The sequence below is a fragment of the Spirochaetota bacterium genome (assembly GCA_026415295.1).
Taxonomy (GTDB): Bacteria; Spirochaetota; JAAYUW01; order JAAYUW01; family JAOAHJ01; genus JAOAHJ01.
Window position 1 is genome coordinate 1 of the sequence record JAOAHJ010000025.1, and the last position, 13,371, is coordinate 13,371.

At 23.4% G+C, this 13,371-nt stretch carries 9 protein-coding genes and 1 tRNA gene; 7 read left to right on the forward strand and 3 right to left on the reverse strand.

The window, feature by feature from the left end:
* The 5 genes from N3A58_05925 to N3A58_05945 all read left to right on the forward strand — a co-directional run.
* On the forward strand, positions 1 to 369 hold a 369-nt coding region (locus tag N3A58_05925), incomplete at its 5' end, for an ABC transporter substrate-binding protein (protein MCX8058934.1).
* 200 nt (positions 370 to 569) lie between these two features.
* Positions 570 to 1,619 (forward strand): ABC transporter permease, encoded by a 1,050-nt coding sequence (locus N3A58_05930; protein MCX8058935.1) that lies wholly within the window; start codon positions 570 to 572, stop codon positions 1,617 to 1,619.
* The gene (locus N3A58_05935; GenBank protein MCX8058936.1) at positions 1,616 to 3,013 is read left to right on the forward strand and encodes an ABC transporter permease; all 1,398 of its coding nucleotides are present in this window, start codon (positions 1,616 to 1,618) and stop codon (positions 3,011 to 3,013) included. The genes N3A58_05930 and N3A58_05935 overlap by 4 nt, the downstream gene beginning before the upstream one ends.
* 49 nt (positions 3,014 to 3,062) lie before the next feature.
* Positions 3,063 to 4,034, forward strand: coding sequence for an ABC transporter ATP-binding protein (locus tag N3A58_05940; GenBank protein ID MCX8058937.1), 972 nt, complete (start codon positions 3,063 to 3,065; stop codon positions 4,032 to 4,034).
* 39 nt (positions 4,035 to 4,073) lie between these two features.
* Entirely contained in the window at positions 4,074 to 5,111 is a 1,038-nt protein-coding gene (locus N3A58_05945) for an ABC transporter ATP-binding protein (GenBank protein ID MCX8058938.1), read from the forward strand.
* Positions 5,112 to 5,330: 219 nt separating this feature from the next.
* Here the strand turns inward: N3A58_05945 and N3A58_05950 are convergent, their stop codons facing one another.
* Entirely contained in the window at positions 5,331 to 9,836 is a 4,506-nt protein-coding gene (locus tag N3A58_05950; GenBank protein ID MCX8058939.1) for a GGDEF domain-containing protein, read from the reverse strand.
* A 120-nt stretch (positions 9,837 to 9,956) separates the two neighbouring features.
* On the opposite strand from N3A58_05950, the gene N3A58_05955 reads away from it, so the two are divergent.
* Entirely contained in the window at positions 9,957 to 10,853 is an 897-nt protein-coding gene (locus N3A58_05955) for a DMT family transporter (protein ID MCX8058940.1), read from the forward strand.
* A 4-nt stretch (positions 10,854 to 10,857) separates the two neighbouring features.
* On the opposite strand, the gene N3A58_05960 is transcribed toward N3A58_05955, so the two are convergent.
* Entirely contained in the window at positions 10,858 to 11,274 is a 417-nt protein-coding gene (locus N3A58_05960) for a hypothetical protein (GenBank protein MCX8058941.1), read from the reverse strand.
* An 83-nt stretch (positions 11,275 to 11,357) separates the two neighbouring features.
* Between N3A58_05960 and N3A58_05965 the strand changes: the two genes are divergently transcribed.
* Positions 11,358 to 11,431 (forward strand) — tRNA-Pro (locus N3A58_05965).
* A gap of 5 nt (positions 11,432 to 11,436) precedes the next feature.
* Here N3A58_05965 and N3A58_05970 read toward each other — a convergent pair.
* Entirely contained in the window at positions 11,437 to 13,323 is a 1,887-nt protein-coding gene (locus N3A58_05970) for an ABC transporter ATP-binding protein/permease (GenBank protein ID MCX8058942.1), read from the reverse strand.
* Positions 13,324 to 13,371: the final 48 nt, after the last annotated feature.

A 13,371-nucleotide genomic window follows, 5' to 3' on the forward strand; every position in this document is an offset into this window, starting at 1 on the left:
TATCCATATGATCCATATTATTGGAAGAAACTTCTTGTTGGAAAGAGAATGAGAATTAATAAAATAACTCTTCCACAGACATTAGATAAAAATAAAGATACTGTTGTAACTATTAATGTATCAGTTCTTGATTATCCAAAAGATGTAGCTGTTGATGCAGATAAAGGAACAGTTAAAGCAACATTAGTATTACCAGATGGAAAAGAAAAAGTTTATACAGCAACAATGACTGGAAAAGGTGTATTTACAGTTACTATACCAGCAGCTGATACTAAAGCTTTAGCTGCAGGTTCTTATGTACTTGTTATTGAAGCTGTTTATGGAAATGAAGCTCCAGCTGTAGAAACTACATTCTTAATTTTCTTCTAATAATTTTTAATTAAATTAATTGATTTATATTTTATTGAATTTGGGGTAATCCTTAAAAGGATTACCCCAAAATTTTTTTAAATACACTTATAAAAAATTATTTATTTAGAAAAAAATTATAAAATATAGTAATTAGATTTTCTTGATTTTTTATATTAATTATGATAAATAGTTATTAATAAATAATAAGAGGATTTAATATGTATAGGAAGTTTTTAATAAAAAGATTTTTCAATGCTGTTATTATGTATGCTATCATATTAATTGTAGTTTCATATATTTTTAATGAGCAAGCTGAAAGAGTTGTAAGACAAAATATTGATGAACAAATAAAACAGGAAGCAATTAATATATCAAAAAAAGCAAATATGAATGCTGATCAGATGAAAGAATGGAAAGATAAAAGATTAAAGGAGTTATATAAAAGAAATTGGCTTGATAAACCTTTTTTATTTAGAGTTTTTTATAGAGCATGGAAAGCATTTTCATTTGATTTTGGTAACTCTATGTTTATGAGGTCTTCAAGTGGTGATAGATCTGTTTGGAAAATAATTGCAGAAGCTTTACCTAATACTATCTTGATTTTTACAACAGATTTTATAATAACTACAATAATTGGAATAGTTATGGGACTAAAAATGGCTAGGAAACCAGGGGGTGTGCTTGATAGAACTGTTAGTTTTATTGCATTAGCAAACCATGGATTACCTTTATGGTGGCTTGGAATGGTTATAATATTCTTTTTTGCTTATACTATAAAAGCTTTTCCTTCTGGAGGAATGTATTCAAATCCAAGACCTTTAGGGATCTTAGGTTTTTTGGATCTCTTATGGCATATGACTTTACCAATTTTAACTCTTGTAATTGCCCAAATTTGGGGATCAGCTTATTACATAAGACAAATTGTGCTTGGAACAATGAATGAAGATTTTATAATGTCTGCAAGAGCAAGGGGGTTATCTGAGAGAAAAATTTTATATAGCCACACTTTAAGATCTGCTGCACCACCTATAGTTACAATGGTTTTACTTGGATTATTTGGATCTCTTGGAGGAGCTATTATATTTGAAGGTATATTTAGTTGGCCTGGAATGGGAAATTTATATTGGATTGCTTTACAGCAAAACGATTTAGCAGTTGTAATGGGGAATGTATCTATTAATATATTTCTGTTTATGATAGGGCTTGTTATACTTGATGTTATTTATGGATTATTAGATCCAAGGATTAAAGTTGGAGGAAAAGCATGAAAATAAAAGAAATATTTTCTGAATTTAAAGAATTTGTTCTTGAGTTTATAAAGGTTAGAGTAGGAATAGTAGGTATAATAATAATCTTATTATTTATAATATTAATGATTTTTGAACCTTTAATTTTACCATATAAAGAAACAAATAAAAGATGGAGAGATATTAAATATTGGGAGGATAATCCTGTAGGTGTTCCACCAATTTGGTATAATTTTTTTCATAAAATGAAAAGACCAAAAACAGAATTTATAAATGATTATAAATTATCTGAAAGTGAAGAAAATGGAATTCTATTTAAAGAATATAGTTTTAATTATAATTTTAAATATGATTTTTCTCCTGAAAATATAATTGTTCATATGGATATAGAAGGATTAGCTAGTATTGAAATTTTATGTAAAAGGCCTGATGGAGAAATTTTAAGTTTGTACAAAAGAACTGGAATTTTTGAGAATGAACATGTAAGAATTCCACTTGAAAATGAAATTAAAAATACTATTTTTGAATTTGTTAAAAGCTTTGAAAGTGAGACTAATCTTCAATATGTTGACATTTTTCAACTAAAAACTATGGATGTTTTGTTTGGGCAAAAAAAAGAAAATATAACTGTTAAACCTGAAATGCTTAAAGGAAATTATAATATGATTATAAAATGTATTTTAAAAGAGGATACTAAATTAGAAAATGTACGAATAGTTATCACTGGTAAAGTTTCAGGACTTCTTGGAACAGATAATGCAAAAAGAGATATTTTTTCTGGTATAATTGCTGGAATAAAATGGGCTTTAACAATTGGATTATTAACTGCAATTGTTTCTGTTTTTATTGGCTTATTTTGGGGAGTTACAAGTGCTTATTTTGGTGGAACAATAGGAAATATAATGAATAGAATATATGAATTTTTTATAAATATTCCTATGCTACCAATTTTAATAGGAATCTCAGCTGTATTTAAAATTAACATATGGGTTTTAATTATATTATTATGTATTTTTAGTTGGACTGGATCAGTTAGAACCATAATGGCTATATCTTTGCAAATAAAAGAAGAAGTATTTATAGAAGCTTCTAAATCACTTGGGGCAAACCATTGGAGAATTATTTTTAAACATATAATGCCTTTGATTTTACCTTTAACTTTTGCAAATATGGCTTTTGCTGTTCCAGGGGCTATACTTTCTGAAGCTGGTTTAAGTTTGTTAGGATTAGGTGATCCGACTATTGTGACATGGGGTTCAATATTACATGATGCTCAAACAGGTTCTGCTTTTATAAATGGTTTATGGTGGTGGATTATTCCACCAGGATTAATAATGTCTTTACTTGCAAGTAGTTTTGTATTTGTTGGTTGGGCAATGGACAAGATATTACATCCAAAGCTAAGAACAAGATAGAAATTTATCTTGATATTATTTACATAAAATTATTAAAAAAGGGAAAGATATGGAAAAAGTTTTAAGTGTAGAAAATTTAAAAGTTTATTATTATACATCTGCAGGAATAGTTAAAGCTGTTGATGATATTTCATTTAGTTTATCGAAAGGAGAAACTCTTGGCCTTGTTGGTGAATCAGGATGTGGTAAAACTACTACTGGTTTTGCTTTACTTGGTATGCCAACAACTCCAGGGAAAATAGCAGGGGGTAAAATATTAATAGAAAATGAAGATATAACTAAATACTCAGAATTTGAACTTAGAAAAAAAATTAGGTGGAAAAAGATTTCTATGGTATTTCAAGGAGCTATGAACTGTTTAACTCCAGTTTATACTGTTGGGAAATTGATGATGGAGACAATGATACAGCACTATGGTAATGTTGATAAAAAAGAAGCTAAAAATAAAATTATAAAATATTTAAATTTAGTGGGTCTTTCTGATGATATTTATGATAGATATCCGCATGAACTTTCAGGTGGTATGAAACAGAGAGTTGTAATTGCTATGGCTTTGTTTTTAGAACCACATATTGTCATACTAGATGAACCTACTACTGGCCTTGATGTTGTTGTTCAAGCACAAATATTAAATCTTATAAAAGAATTAAAACAAAAGATAAATATTGCTTCTATATTTATAACTCATGATCTTGCAACAGAAGCAGAGATATCTGATAGATTGTGTGTTATGTATGGTGGCAAGATAATGGAAATAGGTTTAAATGAACAAATATATGCAAGGAAAGAGGATTTTATCCATCCTTATACAGAAAAACTTTTAAAAGCTACTCCATTACTTCATAAAAAAGTTGATGAACTTTCTTTTATTCCTGGAACTCCACCAGATCTCTTAAATCCACCTCAAGGTTGTAGATTTTATGAAAGATGTCATGTTAGATTAGATAAATGTAAAGATTTTGAACCTCCTATTAAAGAGATAGAAAAGGATCATTTTATTGCTTGTTGGGTAAGAACTTAAATATTCATGTGTTTTTATAAAAATATTAGGAGAAAATTTATGAATGGAAATAAATCAAATGATAATATAATATTAAAAGTTGTTAATCTTAAAAAATGGTTTCCATTACAACATGGATTTCAATCTATAATTTTAAAGGAAAAAAAATTTGTTAAAGCTGTAGATGGAATAAGTTTTGAAGTAAGAAAAGGAGAAACATTTGCTATTATTGGAGAATCTGGATCTGGGAAAACTACAACTGGAAAACTTATTATGAGATTAATCGAACCTACAGATGGTCAAATAATATTTAATGGTAGAAATATTGCTCATATAAAGGGAAAAGAATTGAAAGAATATAGAAGAATGTGTCAAATGATTTTTCAAGATCCTTATGCATCAATGAATCCAAGATTTAGAATTAAAAAAGTTTTAGCTGAGCCTTTAGTTATACATAAAATTGGTGATTTAAAATATAGGTTAGACATTTCAAAAGAATTGTTAAAAAGTGTAAAAATATTTCCACCAGAAGAATATCTTGATAGATTTCCTCATATGTTATCAGGAGGACAACGACAGAGAGTAGCAATTGCAAGAGGAATTGCTTTAAAACCACAAATTATTGTAGCTGATGAACCAGTATCTATGATAGATCTCTCTACAAGAGCAGAAATTCTTGCGATGATGAGAAGCTTACAGAAAGAGATGAATTTAACTTATATTTATATTACTCATGATTTATCTACTGCAAGGTATTTTGCTGATAGAGTTGCAGTAATGTATCTTGGAAAGATTGTTGAAATGGGGAATATAGATGAAGTAATAGATAACCCTATTCATCCTTATACAAGAACTTTAATAAATGCAGTATGTGAACCACTACCTGGAAAAGTAAAAACATTAAAGGATATAAAAATTAAAGGGGAAATACCTTCTGCAGCTAATATACCATCTGGGTGTAGATTCCATACAAGATGTATTTTTGCGGAGAGAGAATGCTGGGAGTTGGAAGAACCATCACTTATCGATATTGGTAATGAACATTTTCATGCATGCAGAAGATATAAAAGTTTGCCTGAATTTATTTATTCACAATAGTATAAAATATTATTACTTAAAAAAAATTTATCTAAAAAAAATCTTTTATTAAATTATTATATTTATAGTTTTTATTAGTGTATAAAAAATTTATCTATTATGTATTATAATGATGCATTATAATATAAATAGTGTTTATAGGTTAATTTTTTATTATATTAATATATTATGTTTTTTAGATAAATTATTTTTCTGAATTTTTAATGAAAAATTGGAAATTTATTCTTGGTAAACAATTGATCTGTTTTTCCCCAAGCTTTTTGCGAAATATAAGGCTTTATCTGCTTTGTTTATGAGCTCTTCTAATATGAAACCATCTTCTGGATAACTAGAAATACCAATACTAACTGTCATACTGTAAGGAATTCCTTGAATTTTAAGAAGTTCAATGTTTTTTCTTATTCTTTCAGAAATAAAAAAACCATTTTTAATATCAGTGTTAGGTAAGAAAATTATAAATTCTTCTCCTCCGTATCTTCCAACAAAATCATAGCTTCTAAGTGATTTTGTTATTGTATTGGCAATGCATTTTAGTACAAAATCACCTTTTTGATGTCCAAAAGTATCATTAATTTTTTTAAAATCATCAATGTCAACCATTAAAAGGCAGTGGTTTTTACTAATTTCGCTTTTTTCAAAATATTCGAGAGTTTTATTTATAAAAACATCTTTTAAATATAATTCAGTTAACCTATCTTTCATATAGAAATTTTCATTTTTAATAGAAATATAATAATTAGAAATAAGTAATGAAAGTAAATATAAATGATTAATGTCTATATTGGTTTTAATGTTAATTTTTTTATCAAGATATATAAAACCAGTAAGTAGATTTATATCGGAAAAGTTATTGTTGTATAAATGTCTTCTGTAGTATTTATTATTATAAATTGGAATTATAATAATTTGAAAAATTTCAGAATTTTTAAATATAAAATTTTGAGGTTTTGATAAGATAGATAAATCATTTTTCCAAATCATATTAATGGGTTCATTATTAAGAAAAAAAATATTTTTATTATAGTATTCAAATTCAATTTTAAAATCATTGTTTCCGTTATTTTGAAAAAAAATTATCCTATCAAAATTCAAATCATCTAATAGCTGTACTAAAATATTATTAAATGATTTATTTTTATTAAAATTTAATATATAAAAACTATAATTATTAAAAAAATTAACTTGTCTATACTTTATATTTATAAAACTGTTATCTTTTATAAAAGATTCAATTTTACTTAATAATTTATTATAATGTGGAAATAATGAGGAATCTAAATAAACTTTTTCTAAATGTTTTTTATATAAAGTCAATTTTTTTAGGTAATAATTTAGATATTTGTTATTTAATGACTTTAAACACTTTACATATTTATAAAAAAGAAATATTTTAATATAGTTACTTGAAGAAAACCAGTAATCAAGTTCTTTTAATTTAAAATACTTATTCAAATATCTATAAACAATTTCTTCAGATTTATTTGTTTTAGATAATTTTAAATAAAGGATAATATTAGGAGGAATAAAATTTAAATTATTATTATTATTATTTATTGTGTCTAGCAAAGATTCAATAATATATTCTCTTCCTAATATATTATAACCAAAATCAAAAATAATTTCGTATATAAGATCGATATTTATTAATTTTTGTTGTGATTTTATAGATTTTTTTAAAAAAGAAGCAAAGTCTTCTATATCATTTAAATAATTTAAATTAAAATTAATCTTTTTTAAATCAATTTTTAATAAATCAAAAATAATATATTTATAAAAAGATAAAGAAAAATAATATAAATCTAGTATTTCTTCAATTATTGTATGATCTTTTTTAATATTTTCATATATGTTTAAAAGATTATAAAATATTGTTATTATATAATTTTCTTCCTTATTTACAATTAAAAAATTTGAGATAATAATAGAAAATTGTAATATTCTCCTTAAATAATTATTATTATAATATAGATTTTCATTAAAAAGAGAATTAAAATATTTTTTTAATATGGCATTAATTTTATTAAATTTTAATCCATTATAACAGTTTATTGTATAATTACAAAGAGCAAGTGCAAAATAGTTAATATTATGAAGGCTTTTAGATATCTTGAGTGCTTTATATGAAACATTAATCTTTTGTTTTATATCAATTTCAAGTAAGTTCTTATTGTTTAATGCTACAAAATAGAGAGTGTTATCAAATAATTTAAGAGAAATTTCATATGCTTTTAAAAGATAGATAGATGCTTCATAGTATTTTTTACTTCTATAATAAAATGTTCCAAGGTTGCTTAATGCTCTAAAAATAAAATATTTATTATCATACTTTATTGCTATTTTATAAAGATAATTTGAATAAGCCTTTGATTTTTTATGATTTTGTTGATAAAGTAAAGAGTAGGATATTTTATAAATGGAGTTAAGATATAACTCATTTTCTTTGTCAATTTCATTAAAAGAGTAAAGAAATCTTATAAACTTCTTTGATATTTCAATTGTTTGAGTAGTTTTAAAATTTAAAAAATAGTATGAGCTTATAAGTGAATAATAAATTTTTAAATCGGTATTGTTAAATAGATCTTGATATTTTTCAATAGTTTCAACTATATCTTTAGATTCATTAATTTTCCCATATGTTAAAAATATAAATAATTTAGAAAATAGAATTATATAATTATTTTTTAATTTATCTTTCTTATTGAGTAGAAGATCTAGTTTTTCAGTGATTTTATTGCTGTTATTTTTATAATATATTAAATAATAAGAAATTTGAAAAATAATAGAAGATAAATTATCTTTTAATTTTTTAAAATTTAATGTCCTATTTTTAACTTTTTTTAATAATTCAAAATACTCTTTCTCATTTATAAAATGGTTTGAAACAAAATATTTGTATAGAACTTTTTGGTAAAATATTTCAGCTGCAAATTCGTAGTTTTTAATTTCAATTAAATACAAGATAAGTGCATAAATTTCATTATTGTTTAAGTTATCAAAGTTTTGAAGGTAAATTTTGCATACATTTTCTAATATTTTCTTTTTATTGTGTTTTTGAGAAATATATTCAAGGACAAGCATTCTTGTAATTCTAATATCTGCTGGTAAAAATCTTCCTTCATCAATATTAATTAATATTTTATTCTTTATTAGAAAATTAATTATTGGTATGAGATTATGTCCTTCGATATTTTTAAAATATTCAATTTTAGATGGTTTATCAAAATAATAAAAATAAAGAGAAAATATTTTTAAATCAATATTTTGAATTAGTTTAAATATTAATCCAATTTCTTTATTTAATAAAAGATTTGATATTTTTTTTTGGTTAAAAAATATATTATTATTTTTTAATATTAAAAAGTCTGTAAAATTATTTTGTAAAATAAAAATTAATTTATCAAGATTTAAGTTTGCTAAATTTTCTTTTTCCTCGTTTGCAATAAAAGAAAATTTTATTAGAAAATTAACAAAATATTCAAATAAATTTTTATTTTCATCGAGATTTATAAAATGTTTATAAGTTATTATTTTAAAAAATTTTAATTCATTATACTTTAGAGTATTTATAAAAAAAGCAATATTGGAATTTTCAAGTTTATAAAGAGTCATTAAAAATTCTAAACTAAATTTATCCATGTAATCAAAGTTATTAATAAAAATTATGATGTTATAGGATTTTGTGATAGTTTCAATTAATTCTATTAATTCATTTATAATTTTTTTAATTTGGAATTTTATAATATCATCATGTTTATGATATAATTTGTTTATTATAATATTATTATAATCTATAAAGGATTTGGTATATAAATTTTTTGATGTCTTTTCTATAAAATCATAAAGTAAAGAAAATTTATCTGGAGTTCCATTTAAATTTAAAAATATAATATTGTGTTTTATTGATAAATCTTCAATTAAGTTAGAAATTAATATCGAAAGATATGATGGGAAACCTGCCAAGTTTATAATATGTGGGTTGTTACTAAATCGAAAATTATTTTTTACTTCAAAGTTTATAAAAGAATATAAATTATAATTATCATTTTTATATATAAAATTATTAAACTCATTTTTAATATCTTTAATTAATGGTTCAAAAAAATCTATTGATATTTTAAAATTATTTGAATAATAATGTAAAATATAGTTAAATTTTTCTTCATCAATTATAAGTTGGTCTTTAATAACAGGTTCATAATTATAAATCTTAAGTTGATTCGAAGCAATATTGGATAAAAAGTATAAATCTTTCGAAAGGTTAGAATTACCTTTTATTAGAATAAAGTAAGGGTAATTGTTATTATCAAGAATTATATAATCTAAAGAGATATTGCCTATAGAAATATTAACTTTATTAGCCCAATTAACTATAAATACTAATTTTTTTAGAACTTCTATTTTTTCGTTATTATCAAGATTAATTTTTGATAAAGGTCTAAATTCAAAGTAATCAAATAAAATTAAAACTGAATGGGTATTTATATAAAAATCATCAATGTAATAAATTTTTTGAATATTATTAGGTGATTTTATAAAAGGTAAAGAATTATATTTATTTTCTAAATAAAGATCAAATAGTTCATTAAAATCATCATTTGTAATATTATTTAAAATAATTCCTATATATCTTTGATTAGTATTATGATCATATATATATGAAAAAGAACAATTTTTTACTTCAAGAAATGTTTCAAGTATTTCATAAAAAAAGTTAATAAATTTCATCAATTAAATTTTAAATAATTATTAAATAAATTCAATAAAATTTAGTTAAAAAAAGTTAACAAAAATATAAATTACTTTAAAAAAAATTAAATTATTATAAATTGATTTTGGATATAATTTATGAGAAGAAAAGATATTTCTAATTTTATAAAATCTGATTTATTATTACTTTCTGCATCTTTTATATGGGGATTTGCATTTGTTGCTCAAAGAAAAGCAATGGAAAATATAGGCCCATTTTTATATAATGGTATAAGGTTTTTTTTAGGGGCTTCTTCTTTATTACCTTTATATTTTTATGATAAGATAAAAAATCCTCAAATTTTCAATAAAATAGTATATAATAAAAATAAGAAAATAAATTTAAAACTTTTTCTACTTGGACTTATTTTATTTATAGCTTCTTCTTTTCAACAAGTTGGAATTGTTTTTACTGATGCTGGGAAAGCTGGTTTTATTACAGGTTTGTATGTTGTTTTGGTACCAATATTTGGCATTATTATTAAAAGAAAAACAAGCTTATTTAAATTTATTGCAGCAATTATTTCTGTTGTTGGTTTATATTTTTTATCTATTAAAGAGAATTTTACTATTTCTAAAGGTGATTTTCTAGTATTAATAGGAGCTTTTTTTTGGGCTATTCATGTTTTATATATAGATTATCTTGTAAAAAATGAGAACCCACTTAAAATATCACTATTTCAATTTTATATCTGCTCATTATGTTCATTGTTAATTTCTATTTTTTTTGAAAAAATTAACATATTAAAAATATATGATGCAATTATTCCTATCCTTTATGGTGGTATTTTATCTGTTGGTATTGCATATACTTTGCAAGTTTTTGGACAAAAAAAAGCTCATCCATCACATGCTGCTATAATATTAAGTATGGAGAGCGTTTTTGCAGTTATAGGTGGTTTTTTAATTTTAAAAGAAGTACTAAATTATAGAGAAATATTGGGAGTTTTTTTGATGTTTTTTGGGATGATTTTTTCTCAAATATTTAATAAGTAATTTTTTAATTATTATTATTAGCTTTTCTGTATTCATCTATTAGATGGTTAAAAAGATCTTTAATTTTTAATGTGCCATTCTTATCTGTAAGGGTAAAAAATATAATTTTTTTTTCATTTTTAAATGGAAAATTTTTAATTATATTTAAAAGATTTTTCGAATTTTTTAAGTAAATAAAAATAAAAGATTCTTTATTAAAATCTGAAGTTTTAAGAAAATAATCTAATCTTTGCTCCATAGGAAAGAATGAAGCTTCTTCTATGGATTCCTTTATAGATTGAGATAAAGTAATATTTTGATCATCGGGGAAAAAATCTAATATAAAATCATGTTCAAATATGCTTAATAAATATTCTTTTATTTTTAGAAATTCTTCATAGGAAAAATTGTTAATTAATATAATATTTTTATTGATATTCATAAAAATATTAAATCATACATATTGACATTTGTAAAGTTTTTTTTAAAATCTAGTTGAATATTTGAATTACTAAATTTATTAATCGGGCTGTAGCGCAGTTGGCTAGCGCACTACTTTGGGGTAGTAGGGGTCGCTGGTTCAAATCCAGTCAGCCCGATTTTTTTATATTTGCATTCCTAAAAATTGACTTTGGTAAAGTTGATAATAAAATCCTTTTTTATTTAATAATTCTTCATGGGTACCTGTTTCTATTATTTTTCCTTCATTCATTACAATTATTTTATCAGCATTTTTAATTGTAGAGAGTCTATGAGCTATTACAAAACAAGTTCTTCCTTTCATGAGTTCTTTCATTGCCTTTTGAACATGAATTTCAGTTAATGTATCAACATTGCTAGTAGCCTCATCTAATATTAATATATCAGGATTTTTTAAAAAGGCTCTTGCAATTGTGATTAATTGTTTTTCTCCTACTGAAATATTAGTTGATTCTTCATTAATTACTGTATTGTAACCATCAGGTAGCAAAGAAATGAAATGGTGGGCATAAGCTTTTTTAGAAGCCTCTATAATCTCTTCATCTTTAGCTCCATCTTTACCATAAGCTATATTCTCTTTTATTGTACTATTAAATAACCATGTATCTTGAAGAACCATTCCTATAAATGATCTTAAATTTTTTCTTTTAATTGTTTTTATATTAATATCATCTATTAATATTTGGCCATTGTTTATTTCATAAAATCTCATAATAAGGTTAACTAGAGTAGTTTTCCCTGCACCAGTTGGTCCTACAATAGCTATCATTTCCCCTTCATTAATATTTAAAGAAAAATCTTCTATTAATCTTTTTTCAGGTAAATATGAAAAGTAAACAGAATTAAATTTAACTTTACCTTTAATTTCTATTAATTCAATACTATTTTCATTTTCTTTTTCTATTTCATCTTCATCAAGTAATTCAAAAATTCTTTCTGATGCTGCAATAGTTGATTGAATTAAATTAATTATATTTGAAATTGCAATTATTGGTTGTGTAAATTGGTTTGAATATTGAATAAAAGCTTGGATATCACCAATAGTAATTATTTTTTTTGTTACAAATATACCACCAACAACAGCAATGATTACATATCCGATATTAGAAATAAAATTCATAATCGGCATAATAATTCCTGAAAAAAACTGTGCTTTCCATCCAACATTATATAATTTTTCATTAATACTTGAAAATTTATCTATTGAATCTTTTTCTCTATTATAACTTTTTATTATAATATGACCAGAGAATGATTCCTCTATATGACCATTTATTTCCCCTAATATTTTTTGTTGTTCTCTAAATTGTTTTTGAGATTGTTTTGCAATAAAAGAAGTTGAGAAAATGCTTAGAGGTAAAGTTAAAATAGTAATTAATGTAAGAAGGGGGTTGATTGTGAGCATCATTATGATAACTCCTATTATAGATATAATAGAAGAGAAAACCTGAACAAGTCCTTGTTGTAAAGTAGAGCTTATAGTATCAATATCATTAATAAATCTACTAAGTATATCTCCATGAGTTTTTGAATCGTAATATTTTAAAGGTAATTTATTAAGTTTATTCATCATCTTTGATCTTAGATTTTTAACGAGTTTCTGAGAAACTCCAGCCATAATATATTGTTGAACATAATTAAATAAAATTGTAACAATATACATTAAAGAAAGATTGAAAAGTATTTTATAAATTTTTTGGTAATCTATTCTATAATTAGGAGAAAAATATCTTGCTATTATACCTTCAAAAAGAATAGTTAATGCTTTTCCCATTATTTTAGGGGCAAGAATGGCTAAGATTGTGGAAAATATTGTAAATAAAAGAACAATTAATAAGGAAATATAAAATGGTCTAAGTTCAAAAAGTAGTCTATTAAGTGTTTTGTTAAAATTTTTCGGTTTTTCAGGGGGAACTCCAAGATGTGCTCCCGGGCCTCTAAAACCAGGCCCTCGCATACCTATTCTTAATGTAGGTGTGCTTGTAGTTTGAAATTTATCTTTTTCTGACATTTATAACTCCTAATATAAAATTTTTAAAATAATGTTTGTTTATAATAA

What these genes read in the sequence shown, in the direction of transcription:
- N3A58_05945 (MCX8058938.1), top strand. Translation starts at nt 4,074, where the DNA reads ATGAATGGAAATAAATCAAATGATAATATAATATTAAAAGTTGTTAAT.
- N3A58_05955 (MCX8058940.1), top strand. Translation starts at nt 9,957, where the DNA reads ATGAGAAGAAAAGATATTTCTAATTTTATAAAATCTGATTTATTATTA.
- N3A58_05935 (MCX8058936.1), top strand. Translation starts at nt 1,616, where the DNA reads ATGAAAATAAAAGAAATATTTTCTGAATTTAAAGAATTTGTTCTTGAG.
- N3A58_05960 (MCX8058941.1), bottom strand. Translation starts at nt 11,274, where the DNA reads ATGAATATCAATAAAAATATTATATTAATTAACAATTTTTCCTATGAA.
- N3A58_05940 (MCX8058937.1), top strand. Translation starts at nt 3,063, where the DNA reads ATGGAAAAAGTTTTAAGTGTAGAAAATTTAAAAGTTTATTATTATACA.
- N3A58_05930 (MCX8058935.1), top strand. Translation starts at nt 570, where the DNA reads ATGTATAGGAAGTTTTTAATAAAAAGATTTTTCAATGCTGTTATTATG.
- N3A58_05950 (MCX8058939.1), bottom strand. Translation starts at nt 9,836, where the DNA reads ATGAAATTTATTAACTTTTTTTATGAAATACTTGAAACATTTCTTGAA.
- N3A58_05970 (MCX8058942.1), bottom strand. Translation starts at nt 13,323, where the DNA reads ATGTCAGAAAAAGATAAATTTCAAACTACAAGCACACCTACATTAAGA.